Annotated in this window: 16 protein-coding genes; 4 read left to right on the top strand and 12 right to left on the bottom strand. The window is 70.5% G+C overall.

The features are described from left to right. Positions 1-27 precede the first annotated feature (27 nt). Together VV01_RS00300 and VV01_RS00295 are read left to right on the top strand one after the other, a co-directional pair. Positions 28-516, top strand: a complete 489-nt coding sequence (locus VV01_RS00300) for a hypothetical protein (protein WP_050668103.1) — start codon at positions 28-30, stop codon at positions 514-516. Between the two features lie 121 nt (positions 517-637). Next, entirely contained in the window at positions 638-1,678 is a 1,041-nt protein-coding gene (locus VV01_RS00295) for a zeta toxin family protein (protein WP_050668102.1), read from the top strand. A 49-nt stretch (positions 1,679-1,727) separates the two neighbouring features. Here VV01_RS00295 and VV01_RS23090 read toward each other — a convergent pair whose 3' ends face one another. After that, positions 1,728-2,060 (bottom strand): hypothetical protein, encoded by a 333-nt coding sequence (locus tag VV01_RS23090; protein ID WP_157508660.1) that lies wholly within the window; start codon positions 2,058-2,060, stop codon positions 1,728-1,730. A 459-nt stretch (positions 2,061-2,519) separates the two neighbouring features. Here VV01_RS23090 and mobC point away from each other — a divergent pair, with 459 nt between their 5' ends. Together mobC and VV01_RS00285 are read left to right on the top strand one after the other, a co-directional pair. Then, positions 2,520-2,864, top strand: a complete 345-nt coding sequence (mobC, locus tag VV01_RS23695) for a plasmid mobilization relaxosome protein MobC (protein WP_197274959.1) — start codon at positions 2,520-2,522, stop codon at positions 2,862-2,864. Between the two features lie 29 nt (positions 2,865-2,893). After that, positions 2,894-4,609, top strand: coding sequence for a relaxase/mobilization nuclease domain-containing protein (locus VV01_RS00285; protein ID WP_157508671.1), 1,716 nt, complete (start codon positions 2,894-2,896; stop codon positions 4,607-4,609). Here VV01_RS00285 and VV01_RS00280 read toward each other — a convergent pair. The 11 genes from VV01_RS00280 to VV01_RS00230 form a co-directional block, all read right to left on the bottom strand. Further along, positions 4,606-5,463, bottom strand: a complete 858-nt coding sequence (locus VV01_RS00280) for a hypothetical protein (RefSeq protein WP_157508670.1) — start codon at positions 5,461-5,463, stop codon at positions 4,606-4,608. The genes VV01_RS00285 and VV01_RS00280 overlap by 4 nt on opposite strands. 32 nt (positions 5,464-5,495) lie before the next feature. Then, positions 5,496-6,143, bottom strand: a complete 648-nt coding sequence (locus VV01_RS00275; protein ID WP_050668097.1) for a thermonuclease family protein — start codon at positions 6,141-6,143, stop codon at positions 5,496-5,498. A 115-nt stretch (positions 6,144-6,258) separates the two neighbouring features. Then, positions 6,259-6,465, bottom strand: a complete 207-nt coding sequence (locus VV01_RS00270; RefSeq protein WP_050668096.1) for a hypothetical protein — start codon at positions 6,463-6,465, stop codon at positions 6,259-6,261. Then, positions 6,462-10,304, bottom strand: a complete 3,843-nt coding sequence (locus VV01_RS00265) for a toprim domain-containing protein (RefSeq protein WP_050668146.1) — start codon at positions 10,302-10,304, stop codon at positions 6,462-6,464. The genes VV01_RS00270 and VV01_RS00265 overlap by 4 nt, the downstream gene beginning before the upstream one ends. Before the next feature lie 29 nt (positions 10,305-10,333). After that, positions 10,334-11,101, bottom strand: coding sequence for a DUF4913 domain-containing protein (locus VV01_RS00260; RefSeq protein ID WP_050668145.1), 768 nt, complete (start codon positions 11,099-11,101; stop codon positions 10,334-10,336). After that, entirely contained in the window at positions 11,098-12,900 is a 1,803-nt protein-coding gene (locus tag VV01_RS00255) for a type IV secretory system conjugative DNA transfer family protein (RefSeq protein WP_050668144.1), read from the bottom strand. Before VV01_RS00255 ends, VV01_RS00260 begins: the two co-directional genes overlap by 4 nt. Continuing rightward, positions 12,897-13,121, bottom strand: coding sequence for a hypothetical protein (locus tag VV01_RS00250; protein WP_050668143.1), 225 nt, complete (start codon positions 13,119-13,121; stop codon positions 12,897-12,899). The genes VV01_RS00255 and VV01_RS00250 overlap by 4 nt, the downstream gene beginning before the upstream one ends. Continuing rightward, positions 13,118-14,770: a hypothetical protein gene (locus tag VV01_RS00245; protein WP_071606235.1), complete on the bottom strand. Its 1,653-nt coding sequence runs from the start codon at positions 14,768-14,770 to the stop codon at positions 13,118-13,120. Before VV01_RS00245 ends, VV01_RS00250 begins: the two co-directional genes overlap by 4 nt. Before the next feature lie 12 nt (positions 14,771-14,782). Then, positions 14,783-16,306 (bottom strand): SCO6880 family protein, encoded by a 1,524-nt coding sequence (locus VV01_RS00240; RefSeq protein WP_050668141.1) that lies wholly within the window; start codon positions 16,304-16,306, stop codon positions 14,783-14,785. Next, positions 16,303-17,997: a hypothetical protein gene (locus tag VV01_RS00235; protein WP_050668140.1), complete on the bottom strand. Its 1,695-nt coding sequence runs from the start codon at positions 17,995-17,997 to the stop codon at positions 16,303-16,305. Before VV01_RS00235 ends, VV01_RS00240 begins: the two co-directional genes overlap by 4 nt. Then, positions 17,994-18,773, bottom strand: a complete 780-nt coding sequence (locus VV01_RS00230) for a hypothetical protein (protein WP_050668139.1) — start codon at positions 18,771-18,773, stop codon at positions 17,994-17,996. Before VV01_RS00230 ends, VV01_RS00235 begins: the two co-directional genes overlap by 4 nt. Between the last annotated feature and the right edge of the window lie 19 nt (positions 18,774-18,792).

Here is an 18,792-nt window from a genome sequence, read left to right as displayed (position 1 = left end):
TTAATATGGGTAGTGAGGAGGTTTGCGATGACTGTTCATGAGACGAAGCCGGCTGATGAGGCTGTGCTGCAGGATGTTGCTCGAGCGGCCGCGCGTGAGGCGCTGGTGCCGATCGACGTCGCCCGCGCCCTGGTGGCCGCGGTTGACGGTGGTTCGGTGGCGCAGGTGAAGGTGGCCGAGCTGCTGGGTGTGTCCGCTCCGGCGGTGAACCAGCGGCTCAAGACCGCCCGCGGTGTGGCACCGGTGCGTGAGGGTTTCTCGGGTGCGCGCCCGTTGGAGATCGCGCAGCGGTACGCCGCCGGCGACATCGACCGTGAGCAGATGCTGGATGAGCTGTCGTCGTGGCCGTACCCGCCGCGTGAGCCCGACCCGGACGTGGTCGAGTGGAACGTTGCCGGTTTCGGTGACGACTGGAGCGATCTGGGCACCGCGACCCGGCGCGGGTACATCACCTACGACGACTACGGCGTGATCTTCGACCGTGTCGAGGCGCGGGAGGCGCAGGCGAGCACGTGACGTGGCGATCGGCCCCGGATCGTTGGCCCGTTGCCGATCGTGTTGCAAAAATTTCGCGAAATCTTTCCGGCACCTCTGAGCCGCCGACCGACCCGGTCGGCGGCTCAGTAGTGTCGCGGGCGTGGCCGTGGATCTTGAGCAGCACCAGCGTGTCCTGACCGAGCTCGCCGCACCGGAGGGGCCGTTGACGGCCACCGGCCGCCGCGCGACGGTGAACAACCCCGCATGGTTCGGCAACGGCCGCCCGCGGCCGCAGCGCGCGCAGCTGCACGACCGGTTCCTGGCCGAGCACCGCCAGGCCAAGCCCGACGCGAAGGCTGACCGGCAGGCGGTCGTGCTCGCCGGCCCTCCCGGCGCCGGCAAGACGTCGTCGCTGGACCGGGTCCTGGCCGAGCGTGGCTCGAGCCGCGATGAGTGGCTGGTCATCAACTCTGACGACTTCAAGGACGCGATCCTGCTCGAGGCGTTGCGCGATGGCACGTACGACGCCTGGCTGAAGGATGCCCAGGTGCGCGCGGCCGAGGCGCGCGGTCATGAGTTCCAGCCGCGCGAGTTCGCCTCACTGGTGCACGAGGAGTCAGGCCGCATCGCCAAGGACGCCCTGCAGGAAGCAGTCGGCGCCGGCATGAACGTCGTGGTCGACGGGACGCTGTCGAACCGCGCGAACGCCCAACAGCTGCTCGAGAACCTCTACCGGTCGGGATACAGCGTGACGGTCGTCGACGTCGAGTGCACCCGGCAGCAGTCCGAGGGCCGCGCGCACGGGCGCTGGCGCGACGACCGGCTCGCGATGGAAGCCGGAACCGGCAGCGACCTGGTCAACACGCTCGGCGGCCGGTGGGTGCCCTCAGAAGTCACTTCCGGGTTGTTCCCGACCGGGTCGGACCGGTCCGTCGCGGCCGACGTCGTCGACCACCTCGAGAGCACCTACGACGTCGAGGTCATCCGCTACCAGCTGCCCGAAGGCGCTGCCGTCCCTGAGCGTATGGGCGGCGAGCAAGCAAAGGACCCGGGCGCTCAGCGCGCCCGGGCCTTTCGCTCGGCGGTGTCTCCTGGTCGATCCCCAGCAGGTCCGTCCGCTACGCGCTCCTCTCCTGGAGCGACGCGGCCGTTCTCAGGACATCGTCCTAGTCCGAACCGGGGAAACGACCTCGACCGCTAGGTGCAGTGGAGATGTGCTCGTCCTGACGCCTTGATCCGGGTGGCTCCTGTCATGCGGATGGCGCCACGGTGTCCGATCTCATCGGGTCGACTGGAGTCGGCTCTGGGGACGCCGGACGTCCAACAGCTGCGGTCCCTTTCCGGCCGGCGCCCTTGGGCCGACCGCCGCTGCGGTTCGCAGGTCGGCTGAAGCCGAGGTCCTTGGTCAGTTCGCGCTCGGTCCACCCGGAGGCGCGCGCACCGCTCCATGCGTCGCCCTGCTTCTTCGCGGCTGCAGTGAGTGCCTTCTTCGCGTCCTCGAGGGCTGCGTTGGCATCTTCCAGCTCGGCGATCGCAGTCATGCGCTTCTCGAGTAGCTGACGGGCCCGGTCCTGTGTGCTCATGCGTCGTGATTCCCTTCCCCGTTCGTGCGCGGAGGCCATGTGTTCGGCTGCTCTGTCGGCGCCGACGACCTGGCCTTGCTGTTCCAGCAGGGTACCAACGGGCGCTGACGGAGAGAGGGTGAGACGCACCCACCATCTCGTGGCGTGGTCGCCGCGCGACCGAAATCGGACGCAGGTGCCATAGCGATGGTGCTTGGAGCCAGCAAGATACGCACTTATGTGCATTAAGCGGTCCTTGGGGCTGGCGCCCTGACGGACCGATGAGGCAAAATGCAAGGCATGACGACAGACGAGCCGACCCCCGGGTCCCCGGTTGGGAGGTCGGGCGAGGAGTCCCCGGAGGCGACGCAGCGGCGTCGTTTGTTCCGGGGCCGTCGTCGTGCGAATGACTCGGCGGGGCCTCGTAGTCATCGCACGGTCATCGCTCACTCGGATGCCGAGTGGGTCCGAGTGAAGGCGATGGCCGCGGCGCAGGGCGTGAGTGTGCCGCGGCTGTACGAGCGGGCGCTGTGGACTGGGGATGCTGTCGCGGCGGAGCGGATGAGCGCGATCTACTCGGAGGTCTTCGGCGCACGTCGCGGCATCGCAATGGCGCTGTCGAACGTGAACCAGATCGCGAAGGTCGCCAACTCCACCGGTGAGGTGCAGCTGGCGCAGCTGCTCGCGGTGATGGAGTACCTGGAGCGGCAGTACGAGCACTTCAACGCCGTGCTCGCGCAGCTACCCGGTGGGGAGTCGCCGATCGTGACGAAGTACGAGAACCCGCGCTACCTGATCGAGCGTGAGCAGGAGCGCGACCAGTGATCATCAGCGTCTTGGGTCAGGGGCGTGACATGTCCGGCGCGACTCGTTACCTGTACTCCGACGGCAAGGCGAACGAGCACACCGACCAGCACATGATCGCTGGGTCTCCCGGTCTGGTCGCTGAGTGGGGCGGCTACCTAGACCCGGTCGAGGCGGCCGAGCTCGGGCGGGTCATCGAGGCTTCGTGGCGTGCGCAGTACGTCGACCAGCGCGCGTACGCCGGCGCCCCCGGTGGTGGTGTCTCGCGTGAGTCGCTGCACTCATCGCAGGCGTCCGAGCGTGAGCAGGTGCACGTGTATCACGTGACGATGTCGCTGGACCCGAGCGAGGGTGAGTACACCGATGAGCAGTGGGCGACGCTCGCGCAGGAGTTCGTCCAGGGCATGGGTTTCGAGACCGGGCGCGCGGAGGACTCCGCGCGCTGGGCCGCGATGCGGCACGGCAAGTCCGCCAAGGGCAACGACCACATTCACCTTCTGGTGAACCTGGTCCGCAACAACGGTGAGCGCGTCGAGCTGTCCTACACCGACCCCGAGACCGGGCGGGCGATGCGGGACATGCCGTACACGCAGGTGCTGCGTCGGCAGATGGAGGACAAGCATGACTTCGTCGTGCCGCTGCGCGACCGTGGTCTGGACGCCAAGGGCCGCGGTGCGTCGAAGTACACGCGCGCCGAACAGCGTCGCGGCGCGGACCGTGGTGCGGTGCCGAAGGGCAAGGGCAAGGGTCCGGTTGACCCGGACCGCGTGTACTTGCAGCGCGTCGTACGCGGCGCCGCTCAGGCATCGCGCACCGAGGCGGAGTGGGTCTACAACGTGCTCGACGCCGGTATCGACATCGAACCGCGCTGGGCGCCCGGTGGTCGTGATGAGGTCACCGGCTACAGCGTCCAGCTCGACAAGCCGACCGCACCCGACAAGAGCGCCGGTGCGGATTCACGAGTGCGGTTCGCCGGCAGCAAACTCGCACCGGATCTGTCTCTGACGCAGCTGCGCAAGCGGTGGGCCGCGAACGAGACAGACGAGTCACGCGCGGCCGCGATCACGACGTGGCGCGGGGAGAACATGCCGCCGGAGCACAAGCCGGGCACGCTCAACGCGACACCCGACCTCGAGCGGGCCGCGGCGGAGCTGAGTCAGTGGAACGACGACCTCGAACGGCTCGACCCCTACGACCCGATCGCGTGGAAGGTGCAGACGGCGCACGCTGCCGGCACCGTCAGCCTGATCGCCGCGCGCGCCGGCGAGGACGAGGTCCTGCGCCCTCTGTCGGACATGGCCGACCGCTACACACGCTCGAGCCTGGCGCAGCCGTACGACGCCGAGCGCACACCGTCGTACGTCAAGGCGCAGCATGTCGCACTGGCCGCACGCCACCTGAACCTCGCACTGCGCGCCGGCGGCGTCGACTCCTCCCGTGGATGGTTGGCCGTACTGCAGCAGATGGAGCGCACCGCACGCGCGATCGAGGCCGCACGCGACGCGCACCAGCGCACCAACCTCGCGCGCGCCGAACTGTCCGCCACGCGCGTTGCGCCCGCGACGCTGACCCCGGTGATCGAGCACTTGGACCGCAGCGTCGCCACCGATGAGCAGCAGCAGAACCGGCGGACTGCGCAGGCCGCGCGGTCGGTCCTGGCGCCGCGGCGCGGCCCCGTCACCGCGCACCGGCCGACGTCTACGGCGCATGCGCCGGAGCGGGACCGCAGCGTTGAGCGAGGACAGGGCCCGGACTCCGGTCGCTAGCCGGTGGTCTTCTCGAGGAGCTTGACCAGCCGCTGCTCGAGCGCGTCCCAGGCCAGATCGGTTGTCCCGGAGATCCGGGGGAACAGGTAACCCTTGACGGCCAGCTTCCTGACGTCCCCGCGCGGGCCGCTGAACTTGTCCTCGCCGAGTGCGCGGAGATTGTCGTCGATGGCGAACGCGCGCCGGTAGGCGAGCATGCTCAGGCACCTTTCGACGCGCATGTAGTCGTCCTCGCCGTCCCAGACAGCGCGCACGTCGTCGAACCACCGCGGCGCGTTCGGCATCCCCAGGTAGTCCTCGAGCAGCAGCCGCAGCCGCTGCTCGAGCGCCTTGCCTGCCTCCTTGCCAGTCCCGGCAGCGGACCCGTGCACGTCGCGGGCCTTCTCGGCCGCGGTCACCTTCTCGGCCGCGGTCTCCGCCTTGGCCGTCGCCTTGGCCTCCTTGTCCCGAGCGGAGTCGAGCTGCCGCTCCGCTTGCGCGAGATGGCGGGCAGCGGTGTCCTTGGTCTGTCGGGTGGCGAGCAGTCCCACCGAGCCATTCGCTGCCTGCGCCTCGCGCAGTGCCCCTTCGGCTACGGCGACTCCCTCGCCACGCTTGGCAGCCTCGCGACGCAGGGTCTCGACCTCCAACGGCGAGGGCGCACTGGGGATCCGCTCGTCCGCGCGCAGGCCCACGAAGTACGCCAGCCACTGGCGCCGCTCCTGCTCGTTGACGGCCGCGAGCTCGGCCGGTGATCGCAGCTGCTGCCCCTGCAGGTTGTACGGCATCTGGCCGCAGTGCTGGCAGGGTGCCTGCGCGAGCACGTCGCGGATCTCGGTGAGGACGTCGTGGCTTTGCTGGTCGGCGTTGCTCATCTCGCTCCTGGTGTGTTCGGTCGGGTCCGTGCTCAGCTGCACGCCCGCCACCGGCCGGCCTGTCGTGCGCGGGCGGTGGTCTCGCGGGCGGTGTACTCGGCCTTGCGCTGGGTGGGGATGTCGCCGTGCTCGTGTGCTCGAGCGGACCCGTGGTCGATGAGCGCGGCGCCGACGTCGGTCGTGCCGTGCTCGACGCTGACGTAGCCGAGCAGGCGTCCGTAGACGTCGCGCTTCCACTGCGTGGGGTCGGTGGTGACGGTCACCCATCGGCCGTCGACCATTCCGCGCAGGTCGCGGGTGGCGGTCTTGGCGTAGCACTGCGCCCGCGCGCCGTCGTGCGCGAGCTCAGGTGCGTCGACACCCACGACGCGGACCTTGCCGGCGTCGCGGCCGCGGTCATCGCGTACACGGAAGGTGTCGCCGTCCAGCACCCGTGTGACGCGCAGCCGGTGCCTCTCGCCCTCGCGGATCGGGGTGTGCGCCCGTCCGGGGTTCGCGGATCCGGTCCAGGACTTCACCCGATCCCGGAACGTGGGGTTGTTCTGATAGGTGAGCGTGCCGGCAGCGCCGGTCACCAGCAGCGCCCCGGCGAGCAGACCGGCGGTGCCGCCCGCGGTTCGCCGCTCGTGCGCGCGCACCGGTGTGCCTTCCTTGAGTGTGTATCCCTTGACCCACGTCATCGCGACCTCCTCGCGGTGTTGGCACCCCTGCCGCTCCCATCGTCTCCGGCACCACTGACACCGCCGCGAGCACACGAGTAGGCGCCCACGGTGAGGTGGGCGCCTACTGGCGTGCTCAGAGCGGGTTGATCTGTCGTGGTCGCCACGGGCCGATGCGGTCCATCAGGGCACCGGACAGGCGCTGCCCCTCTCCCCCGCCGACCCGGAAGACGACCTGATCGACGATCAGCCACAGGCAGTGCCGGGTGTCCTCGATCAGGAACGTGCCACGTCTGGGGATCGGGTCGGTGCGGTAGCCGGACCCGGTCATGACCGTCGTCACCGACCCAGGTCGTTGTTGCGGCCGCGGCGTGGCGACAGGGCCGACTTCGCCGGTTTGCGGCCGCGGTTGCCGGCACGGGAGCGAGCGGCGCCGACCGACTCGGGTGTGGACCGGGAGAACGCGGCGCTGGCCTGCCTGCGGGCGTTCGCGGTGCCGGTGTCGACGTTGCTCAGGTCGGCGCCCGCGGCCCGGTCGTACACCGCCGGCCGTTCGGCCGGTCGTGACGCCGGCGGTGCCGTCGTACGCCGGGCGTCCTCGGGCTGGTCCTGGTCGACGTCGGCTGCTGGTGCCAGCGATGCGGCGGTGGCGCGCAGGTCAGCCGCGGCGGATGTGGACGCGATGGCGTTCCCGTCGTGCTGGTTGCGGGCGTACTCCTCATCCCGGATCACTCGGTCCCGGGTGTCGGGGTCCAGGTCGGCCGGGTCAGCGGCGATCGCTTGCTGCCGGCGACCCTCGTGCAGCCGGGCCCGGTCGTGCTCGAGGACGGCCCGGTTGGCTTCCCGGTCAGCCGCCTCCAGCGCCTCCGTCCGGCCCTCGCCTCGAGCGGCGTCAACGTCGCCGGCGAGATCCGCGGCGAGTGTCTGCCACGACGTCCCGGGCGCCCAGCGGCGACCGGGACGGTCGGCCGACAGCTCGGCGTTGACGTGCTCCCAGGCCGCATCACGGGGCGTTGCCGGGTCGCGGCGCATCACGGCATCGACCGCGGCCGAGACCATCTCGCGCTGGTCCTGGCGCGGCGCGGCGGCGACGTGACGTGATGCGGCCTGGACTGCCTGCCACCGCTCCGTGGAGTTCCCGAACGGTCGTTCGGCCAGCTCCTGGTCGAGCAGAGCGGCACCGACCGGCGGCAGCACGCTGGACGGCACGCTCAGCTGACCGGCCAGGCCGTCCCGGTTGCGCTGGTACGCCTCGGCCGGGTCGCCCTCGGCGAGGCTGATCTGCCGGGTCGAGACGCCGTACGGCGCGAGCTGGGCCACGTCGTGCTCGGCGGCCTTGCGGCCGGCCTCGTCGTTGTCCAGCGCCGAGCGCACCCGCCCGTTGACCGCGCGTGCGGCCAGCAGCTCGGCCTGCTGATCGGTCAGGGCGGTGCCCATCGGCGCGACGCCGACGACCTTGCCCTCACCGGCGAGGTTGACCGCGGCGACGTCCATCATCCCCTCCACTCGGGTGACCTCAGCACCTTCGGGTGCCTCGGCCAGCCCGAGCAGCAGCCGGCTCTTGTCGAACGCGGCCGTCTGCGGGGTGTTGAGGTACTTCGGTGCGCCGTGCGCGCCGTCGGACAGGTCGCGGCCGGTGAACCCGACCAGCGCGCCGTCGGCGTGGTCGCGCACGCCCATAACGACCCGGTTGCGGAACACGTCGTTCACGCGCCCGGTGGAGTTCACCCGCGCCAGGCCGGCGGCGATGACTTCCTGCTCGGTCGCGCCCTGCTGCACCAGGTGATCGGTCAGCGCGCGCCACTCCGCCGGCGCGTACCCGGGCCGCATCGGTGAGTCCGGGCCCTCGAGCCCGTCACCGAACCGCGCCCGGACGTGCTCCTGAGCGGGCGAGCCTTGGTACTGGCCTGCGTAGAAGTCCTCCGCTTGCTGGTGCAGTTGCACGATCCGCTCCCGCTGCGGGTCGTGCGCCTCTACGGACGGCTGTTCCGACGCGAGGCGTGACCGCAGGAAGGTCGCGGCCTCCTGTGATTCACCTTCGAGCACGTCGGGAAATGATGACCCGTGCACGGCGAGGTGTGCCCGCTCGAACGCCGCCGGGTCGAGGTTGCCCGCGGTATCAGCCCACTCGGGCTGATACCCCAGCCCGGGCCGGTCTGGGGTGTGCAGCTGCTCGGCGGGGACACTCGCGCCGGTCGAGGTGGGCACGAACCACTCACCCTGCTCGCCGCGGACCGCAGGCCCGGTGACCAGCACCGGCAGGTCGGCCTCTCCTGCCCGGAACACTGCCGGGACAGGCTCGTCCTCCGTTGAGTGGGCTACCCACCCGGCCGGACCACGGTCGGCGGCCGCGGCCGCAGCCGGGGCCTTGTCGACCGCGGCTGTCGTCGGGGCGAGGGCGTCGGTGGAGCCGGTCGGCTCGTTGGTGAGCTCGTCGGCCAGGTCGACGCCGAACCGTGTCTTGTACTGCTGTGCCAGCTGCTCGGCCGCAGCCTGCGCGGCCGGGTCCTGACTGGACCAGACGTGCGCGGCGAGCCATGCCCGGGATGTCTCGGCCTGGGAGGCCTCGTTGAACGTGGCCGGGTCCAGCAGCGCCGCATAGGTCTCACGGGCGTGGTCAGGATCCCCGGCGACGTCGAGGGCGTCGGGTGCCTGCTCGGCCAAGGACTGGGCGACTCGTCGCGCGGTCGCGGCCTGCTCGGTCGCGGGCGCTGCCTCGGGCTCGGGGTCCAGGGCGCCGATCTGCGCGGCGTACTCCAGCGCGGCTCGCTCGTCGTGGCCCTCGTCCCAGATCCGGGCGAGGGCGTCCGCACGGCCGGCGGTGTCGACCTGGCCGTCCACGGTCCACGCCTCCGGGGTGACCTCGGCGCCGTTGCCGGTCCAGGTGGCCCACATCTCCTGGCGGCGCTCCAACGGCAGGCTGCCCTCGTCGACGAAGTGCTGCCAGTCGGCCACGAGCGTGTCGGAGTCGGGTGCGGAGTAGTACACCGGTCCGGCCATGTCGACCAGGCTTTCGGCGCGCTCGGGCGTGACCCGGGACGACTCACCCCACACCTGCTCGAGCGCGACCCGCTGCGCGCCAGCGCGGATCTCCTCGGCTGCGGCCGGGTCGAGGTCGCCGCCACGGTCTGCCCGTGCCTGTTCCACGGCCGCCTCGCCGGCGTCAGCGATGTCCTGGTCGCGGTGCAGGTGGTGAGCCCACTCGGCCAGCACCGACGACCGGGGCAGCTGGTGGTCGTTGGTCTCCCAGAAGGACCAGTCCGCGATCAACGCACGAGCGCCGCCCTCTGCCGCGAGACGCTCTGGGTCGTGGCGCGTGTAGTACGCCGGCGCGTGCTGGGAGGCGAGCTCGACGGCACGCTGCTGACTCATCCCCTGGCCCTCGGCAGGCTGGAACTGCTCCCAGATCAGCCCCAGCTCTTGCATCTCGCTGTCGCGTCGTACCTGCTCCAGCTCCTCGGCCCGGTCGGCGGGTACGGTGCGCCGCTCGACGCCGTCGGCACCGGCCGGCTCGGCGGGGAATTGCTTCATCCACTCATCGACGCCGGCCTGGCCTGCCTGGGCGACCTGCTCGGACAGGCCGAGGTGGCGGGCATGCTCGACCAGCAGCGCAGACTTCGGCAGCTGTCCGTGCTCGCGCCAGTGCTCCCAGTCCGAGACGAGCCGCATGCCTGCTTCTCGGTTCGGCACCGGGTCAGGTCCGGTGCCGTCCTCCAGCGCGGGACCTTCACGTCGCGACCAGAGACGGTCGGCGTCGTGGCGGGTGTAGTAGTCCGGGGCGTGCTCGGTGGCCAGCTCCTGAGCCTTGAGCACGGTCAGCGGCTTCAGCTCTCCGGTGCCCGGGTCGCGGTCGGGGTGCAGCTGCTCGAACCGCTTCCCCAGGTGCTCGGCCGTCTGCTGCGCCAGCGGGTCGGTGGCCGCCCACTGCCTGGCCACGACCAGCGCCTTGGCGAGCTCGCGCGGGTCGGCCTGCTCGGCGCGGCGCCCGAACGTCATTGGCAGGTACTGCCGGCGCGCGACGTCGCGCTGGTCGACGTACGCCTGCCGTTGCTGCGCCGCGGCCTGACGGGTCTGGGACTCGGCCTGCTGCTCACGGGCGGCTTTGCGGCGTGCTGCGCGCTCGATCACCTGCCCTACGACCATCAGACCGGTTCGCAGGAATCGGTCCAGCTCGTGGCCCATTGACTCAAGGTCATGCTCACTCATCGTCATCACGCCCCTTCAGCCGCGGCCGAGCGCAGCTGCTCGTTCTCGGATGGGAAGGTTTCGAAGTAGTCCCCTGGCGCGGGCTCTGCCGACCACGCCTGCGGGTCCTTGTGCAGCGTCTGAGAGCAACCGTGGAACGGTCCGGCTTCTCGGGTCAGCCAGTCCATCGCCGGGACCAGGTGGTCGCGGAACCACACGTCCATCGCCGGCGCAGGTTCGAGCCGCATGTGCTCGAACGCCGCCCACAGCACCTCCAGGCGCACCTGGGCGCCCGGGTGCTCCCACCACTGCAGGCACCAACGGATCTCGCGGTTGCTCCGGTCGTGCCCCCACACTGGGAGGACGAAGTCGGTCACGAACTCCTCCACCGAGCCGAACCGCAGCAGCCGCCCGTCCGGGGCCAGCTCGGTCCCGGACTCTTGCGTGCGCAGCATCTGCCGCTCGATCGCCACCCGCTCGGCCACGCGCGTCTGGTAGGCCCGCTCGGCGGTCGCGGCCTGCTCGGCCGCCTCGATCACGCGGTAACGCGGGACCTTCGGGGACTCCATCAGGTCCGCGTGCTTCGCGCGGGCTGCGACCAGCTCTCCCTGCGCGTCGGCCTCCACCCGCCGGGCCGCGGCGACCTCCACCCTGGCCGCGGCCAGGTGGTCGCCGTCGCCGGCGTCGATCAGGTCATCGGACAGGTCCCGTGGGATCTGCTCGAAGGCCCGCAACGGGTGCACCGTTGCCTCGGCCTCGTCGCTGGGGGCCAGCTGCTCGTCGTTCTTCTTCATGCCGCAACCGCCTTCCTCGTGGTGCCCTCAGCGATCGCGCGTTGCTGGGCACGCACGTCTGCGGGGGCGTAGTGCTCGTTCGATGCCGCGATCGACTCGGCGTGCGGGCCCTGCCACCAGGGCACGAGCTTGATCAGCACTGGCCGGGCGCCGGCGGTGAACGCGACGGCCCGCATCCGCGGGAAGTTCGCCAGCTGGGCCGTGGAGAAGATGTCCACGCGGCGGAAGTCCTCGCCGCGGCTGCGGTGTGCCTTGCCGCGGCTGGCGGTGGTCACTCGCTCGGTGCGCTGACCGATCAGCGCCGACAGGTCTTGCAGATGCCGGGTCGAGCGCAGCCCGCCACCGACGAGCATCACCGATGCGGAGGACTCCAGCTGCTCCATGCCTTCGGCACCCCAGGCCTTCACGCCCTGGGCACGGTTCTGCAGGATCGTGACCGGGATGATGCCGTGCGAGCCGAGGTAGGAGTACTTGTCCGGCAGCTCCGGCCACGGGCAGATGTTCGCTGCCTCATCCAGCATCAGCAGCATCGGACGTGCCAGCCGGCCGCCGCCGCTGCGCTGGGCCTGCTTGATCGCGGCGTCCGTCACCGCCATCACTAGTGCGGTGACGACCGGACGCGCTGAGCCGGCCTCGTTCATCGACAGCAGGTAGAGGGTGTCGGTCGAGGTGACGAACGCGGCCGGGTCGAACGGCCGCCGCGTCGCATCGGCCACGACCCACTGGTGCACGACCGGGTCGCGCAGGAACGCCATGATCTGCCGGGCGGTGCCGACCAGGCCGTCCAGCTGCTTCGGCGTCAGGGACCGGTCGGCCTTCAGCTGGCGCGACATCTCCCCGTAGCCGTGCTCGGCGAGGATCTCGACCGGGTCACCCAGCGCAGCGGCCTCGTTGTTGGCCTTCAGGTCGGCCAACCAGTCCAGGGTGGCCAGGATCGAGTGGCCCTGCAGGGTGGCGGCAAGCATCAGGTTCGCCAGCAGCGTCTCGCCACCGGGCCCGAAGTAGGCGTCGGTCTCCTTGCGGTTGCCATCGCAGGCCTGGAACGTCCCGGCCAGCCGCTGCGCCCGAGCCACCTTGGCGTCATCGGCGGCGATGAACCCCAGCGGATCCCACGTCCATGACGGCTTCTCCTGCACGATCTGCTGCACGTCGTGCACGAATACGCGGCCCAGCCGCGACCGGACTCCGCGGGTGTGATCGCACAGGTCACGCTTGTTCGTGGCCACGACGGCAGGCCCGCCGTTGAACGCGCACACCTGCGGGATGCACAGCGCGGACGTCTTGCCGATCCGTGGGCCCATCAGCGCCAGCATCGTCAGCTCGAAGTCGGAGAACAGCGGCGCCTTGAATGCCACCGACTTCCCCAGCGGCAGGCCGGGCCCGCACTCCGGCGGCACACCCCACCGGTCGGCCTTGCGCTGGCAGGCCTTCTGCCGCAGCTCTTCCTCGTCCTCGCGGGCCGACAGGTGACGGGCCATGCGGTCGACTCGGCGGCGGCGCCGCCAGTCCAGCCACCGCGCCCACAGCCCGAACTGGCGCGCTGCCAGCGCCGTTACGACCGCGACGACGACGAGGGACACCAGGACCAGCGCGGTCGCGGAGCTCGACCAGGCGGGCCGGTCATCGAACCAGGCCCGTACCCACTGTGCCGGTGAGCCTTGGCCGGTGCCGGTGATCTGTGCCGCCAACCAGCACGCGCCGAGCAGCACCAGCAGCACCACTGCTGCCACGGCTGCCGCGACGATCCCCGCCGTCTGGACACCCTCGGCGTCGCGCCGCTCGAATGGTTCCCGCATCATCCCCGGTCTCCTTCGCTCTGGTCCTGGCTGGCGAGGCACTGCTCGCACCACCGCACGATCGGGTCACCATCGGGACCGATCCGACCGCCGCAGCCCCGGCACGGCCCGGCCTCGGCGCACGCGTGCACGCGCCGGGCCCACGTGGGTGAGTCCTGGCGGTCCGGTCGCTCCAGCGCACGTCGGTAGATCGCCGGCAGTCGCGTGCCGGTCCTGCCGGTCATGCCGCTTCCTTCCGCCCCAGCAGTTGGTCGCGCAGGCTCTCCCAGTCACTGTTGGTGTCGATGACTTCCTTCTCGATGTCAGCGATCACCCCGCGGAACGGGATGCCCGGTGACCGACCGAGCTTGAGCAGGAACTTCGCCCTCCCGGGCGGCTCCTCACGGGCGCCTGTGTCGGGGTTGACCGATCCCATGTCGGACCAGCCAGTGACGTCGTCCTGCTCCTTGTCCGACATGTCCCAGACGGTCTTGAGGTTGCCCATCTCGTTGCGTGACAAGCCGCCCATGAAGCACATGTCCGAGCGCTCCACGAACCCCCAGGCGATCTTGGTCAGGGGTCCGTCGGGGCCATCGAGGTTGAGGTCGTTCATGGTGTGGGTGCACAGCAGCAGCCCGGATCCGAGCGCTCGGATCATGCGGATCAGGTTGTCGACGCGGTGCACGATCAGCGGCAGAGCGCGCAGCGCCCGGTACAGCTCGTCACCGATCATGAGGTACCGGCGCTTCGGCAGCACGCCGGCATCGGCGAGGTACTTCGACGCCGCGAGGACCTGCACCGCCTGGGTCCAGGAGAGGAACTGCACGCACCCCATCAGCGCGGTGTCGTTCTGGTCGATGCGCGAGACGTCGAAGCAGAACGGGGCATCCAGCGGCGGCCGCTCGTCGGTCTGCCGGCCGAACGTGTCGCCGAAGATTCCGCCGACGTCGATCGTGCCCAGCGCCGACAACAGCTCTTCCACGCGCTCGTCGTACCGGTCGTCGCTGCCGCGGTCGCCGACGACCGTGCGCAGCCGCTCATCGCGGCTCTCGATCAGCGCACGCATGTCGCCCAGCACCGGCACGCCGTCGAAGTCCTCGTCGAGCACGTCCAGCGCCTTGGCCAAGATGTTCGACTGACGGCTGGAGATCGCCTCCTTGGTCGCGATCTCCAGCAGCCCCTTCAGTGCGTTGAGACGCTGGGAGCGGATCAGCGCCAGCAGCTCGGTGACCAGGTCGTCCTCGCCACGCTCGGCAAGGGCGCTGAGGTAGTCCGCAGCCGGCCCGGGGTCGAGCACGTTCATGTGCTTCTGCCCGGGGCCGAGCTCGATCACGACCCCGCCCATCGCCTTGATGACCCCGCCGTACTCAGGCCGGGTGTCGGACATGACGATCGGCAGCACTCCGTAGTCGCCGACGAACGCCATGATGTGGCGGATCAGCGAGGACTTGCCCAGCCCCATCCGGCCGAGCACGAACGCGGTCGGTGCGTTGATCAGGCCGGCCACGAACCACGCGATCGGGTCAGCGCACACGGTGTACCCGTGCTCCATGTGCGTCCCGACCGGTGTCCCGATCGGCGGTGGTGCCTGGCCGATCACCCACGGCCACAGCCCCGGCGCCTGCTTGGAGGTGGTCACCCACTCCGTCGGCGCCTCCAGCCAGCCGGCGCGGCCGCCACCGGGGCCGGTCCAGCCGCGCATGGTCGGCCCTCGGTGCCCGGCCTTGGCCAGCTGCGACCGCAGCCGTGCAAGCGCCCGGAAACGGCCCTTTTTACGACCCGCGGGATGAGTCACGCCCACGCCCCGGGCACGGTCTCGCACCCGCTGAGCGCTGCGCTGTCCTTCTGCCGACGCGGCGACGTCTCGGACGGTCCGCTCAAGCTGCTGTGTCATGTTCCCCGCCTCCTAGATCTGGTCGCGCACGTTGTCCGGCACGTTCAGGAACTCGGGGATCACCAGCCCGAGAGGCAGCGTCTGCATGAACCCGGTGTCCTGCATTCCGTTAGCGATCCGCACCGTCAGGTGTGCCCGCTTGGCCAGCTGGCGTACCGCGGTGGTTGCCCTCTTCAGCTCCTCGTCGCTGAACGCGGTGACCGTGATCATCACCGCGGTCCGCACCATCACCGCGCCCTCGTTCTCCTCACGCTCGGCCTTCTTCGCGAACTGGAAGTTCGCGTCGTGGCGGGCCTTGTCGGCCTGCGTCCAGGAGAACCGGGTCTCCTTCACGCCCTGCTCGGCCAGGTCCTGGGAGACCTCCGGTGCCAGCGGCCGGTACTGGATGCTCACGCGCTTGCGTGGGATGTGCGGGTGCGGCGCGATCAGCGCCCGCATCACGTCCTCGGTCTCCGGTGCCTTCGGCGGCCGGACCCACACCCACGTGCGCGAGACCGCGCCGTCGTGGTGGTACTCGGTGTACTCGGTCTGGGCATGCACCGGTCCGGCGTCGGTCCATGCCAGTCCGGTCCCCTCTCCAAGCAGCCGGGCCTTCTCGATGTCGAAGGCCGCCGCAGGGTCGTACGCCGAGCGGGTGTCGTCGATGACCTGCTGGGCATCGCACCAGCGGGCGGTGTCGCCGGCGCCGGTCAGCCGGGCTTCCCCCAGCAGATGCGGCAGCCGCGTCGCGAGGTCGTCCGCGACGGCCTGTGTGGGGAGCTTCTTGGTGCTGCCGTGCTCGGTTCCCTTGAACGAGAACGTCGTCCAGCCCTTCACCGACGGTGAGCCGACAGTCACCTTCGCCAAGGTGCCCTCGCGCACCGCCTGGGAGTACTCCGGCGCATCCTTGCTACGGCCGCGCTCGGTGGAGGCCTTCAGCCGCAGCCCGGTGTCCGGTGCGGTCTCCACGATGCACGCCATGCCGACGACGTCGCCCTGCTCGCCGGCGAGCTTCATCAGCCCGCCGTGGTGGGCCACCATCCGGTCGATGTCGGACTGATCCCGCCCCGTCGTGCCGGTCGGGTGAGCCTGCATCACCACGGTGTGCATCCCGCTCTTGGACTTCGGCCACGACAGCAGCGCGAACGCGTCGCCGAGCGCGGTGCGGTGCTCGCTCAGCTGGGTGGAGGCACCCAGCCCGGGCAGCCGCACGAGCCCGTCCTTGGTCTTGCCGGTGGGTCCCTGCGCGAGCACGTTGCCCTTGCTGCGGCGCAGCACCCGGAACGCGACCCAGCGGCCGATCCGCTGGTAGCGGGCACCCTCAGGAGCGGGCCACAGCAGCGGGACCTCCACGGCGAGGAGGAGTACCAGCCCCAGCATCAGGAGGTACTGGTGAACCATGATCATGAAAACCGCCAGGACCAGGGTCAAGAACACGGCTGCGCCAGGCAGCAGCCCGATCCCGTAGAGCTTGAACCCCAGCTGACGCCAGTTGCCGTACCTGCGGCGGTTGTCCTCCCCGGACCGTGTCGCCTCTGCTGCCTGAACTGTTGTCATGCGTTCGCCCCTTCCGCTGCCAGTGCCTCATCGGTCACTTCCTGTGTCTTCCGGCCCGCGCGTGCGGCCTGGCCGGCCGACTTCGCCCACGCCGGCAGCTGACGACTGCCGCCACCACTGGAGGACGTGGACCCGGACGAGGCCTGCTCTGCACCCGATGCGGTCGGCGCCGACCCGGACTCACCACCGCTGGCCGCATCGGCGGAGCCGCCGCTTGCCTGCGTGCCCGCACCGGCGCGGCTCGAGCCACCCGACCGGGCTCCGTCACCGGTGCCCGAACCACCCGAGTCCTCCTTGCCAGAGGCGGTGCCGCCGTCCGGCGCCCCGGCCGCGCCGGACTCGCTGCCGGACGGTGCGGCCGCCTCACCGCCGGTGGTGGTGCCGGACCCGCCGTCACCGCCGCCTGCATCAGCGGTGCCGGACTCGCCGCCACCACCACCAGACGGCATGCCTGCTTCGCTACCGCCTCCACTGCCGGACGGGCCCGCGCCGTCAGAGCCGCCGCCGCCGGTGTCGCCGCCACCACCACCGGGGCCGCCGCCAGGACCGGCCGCGCCACCACCTTCAGTGGCGGCAGTACCGGCCGTGCTCTGGCCAGCAGTCGTCGCCGCCGTGGTGCCGGTCGTGCCCGCACCCGCTGCCGCCGCGCCGCCACCGGCCGCCGACGCGCCACCAGTGGCAACCATCACGGCGCCTCCCGCGATCGCGCCGGCCGCGACCGCGCCGGAGAACAGGCTTGAGCCGGTGGACCCGGCGATCGGGTCGACGAACTTGATCACCGCCGGTAGCGCAATCGCGGCGAGGATCACGATGGTGAACCCGTAGAGGGTGTTCATCATCGTGTCGCTGGTCTTCTGACCGGGGTCGCCGTCAACGCCGTAGATCAGCATGAAGCCGGTGGCGTAGATGATCGCCGCGACCGCCTTGTAGATGATGAACGAAGTCAGCAGCCCCACCGCACGGGTGAGGCGCTGCTGACCCGCCTTGCCCGCTGCGGTCGCGGCCGCGACGTGGCACGCGATCACCAGCAGGATGATCAGCGGCCCGCGGAAGAGCATGAAGATCAGCTGCATCAGTGAGCCGAGGATCGCCAAGATCGCCAGCAGCAGCCACAGCGCCGGCGTGTTCGAGTTCATCGCACCGACCACGGTCAGCAGGCCGGTCAGGCCCTGATCGCTCAGGCCGGGAAGGTTGAGGATCTTCGCCGAGAAGTCATTGGTCGCCTGCAGCCCCAGCTGCACCACGGCGGCCAGCGACCCCTGCACAACGACGATGGCCAGCAGCTGACGTCCGATGCTCAGCAGCGGCTCGCCGCTCATCTTGAACACCGCCATCAAGCACTGGATCATGATGATTCCCACCGACAGAAGCGCCAGGAACGGCCCCATGCTCGTCGTGATGTGCGCCAGCGCCCCGGCGAGCTCGGTGCTGCCGACGTTGGCTGAGTTGACGTCTTGGTTGGCGACCTTCGGGTCGGGCACCTTCATCCAGAAGGTCGACAAGACCTCCAAGACCCTCACGGTCGACTCAAGGAACGACTTCACCATGCCTTCGAACGCCGACCCGGCCGCGCTCGAGGCGGCTCCCTTGATGGCGTCCTTGGCATCGCCTCCGGCTCCAACGCACCCGACCAGATTCCCGGTCGCGCAGCCGATCCAGTCCGTCCAGCCGGTGGGCGGTGCCTGCATCATCGGCCGGCCTCCCAGCGCACGAAACCATCGAGGCTGGTGCTGCGCCGCGGCTGGGTGGTGTCGGTGCCGTCGAGCTTCCAGTCACCGCCGGACCACACCATCGGCGCGGTGATGGTGACCTGGACCCCGTCCATTCCGCCGAGGTCCATCACGACCTCGGTCAGCGCCCTGGCCGGGGTGTAGCTCAGCACGCGTGCCCCGACCACCCGGAACTGTCGGGCGGTGTTGGCGTCGGTGCCGCCGGGCGCCTTGAGGTACCGGTCTCGGGCCGGGCCGGGCGTCAGCTGGTTCTGCAGCATCACCGTGGCCACCGCGGGTGTGCCGTTGATGCCCATGACGGTGTTCGTCGCCGAGGTGAACGCGCCCAACGGGGTGTGGGCGTAGCAGCGGCGCAGCGTGTCAGTGCGCACCATCGGGCCGGCATCGGTGGAGGGCACCAGCAGCGCTCCACCGCCGAACTGGTCCCACGTCGTCTTCGGTGCCGCCACGGGCAGCTCGCTGCCACCGTCGCGTCCCGTCGGCGCGTTCGGGCACGGGCCCGCCGTACCGCCTGGAGTTGCACCAGGAGCCGGAGCGGGTGCGCTCGTGGTGGTCGCCGGCTGGACCGCCTCCTGGGGGTCGTCATCCGCCAGGAAGCGAGCCACGCCGCCGCCAATGCCCATCAGCACCACCAGAGCGAGCACGCCGGCTGAGACCGTCCACGCGCGCCCGTACCCGGACGCGGCAGGCTTGGGATCCTCGTTGTCCTTCTCGTTACCGCTTCGGCCAAGTCGCATCGGCCTGTCCTTCCCTTGA

The organism is Luteipulveratus halotolerans, from assembly GCF_001247745.1.
In the GTDB taxonomy this organism is placed as follows: Bacteria; Actinomycetota; Actinomycetes; order Actinomycetales; family Dermatophilaceae; genus Luteipulveratus; species Luteipulveratus halotolerans.
Note: the sequence above shows the minus strand (reverse complement) of the source record. Positions and strands in the feature narration are given on the sequence as shown.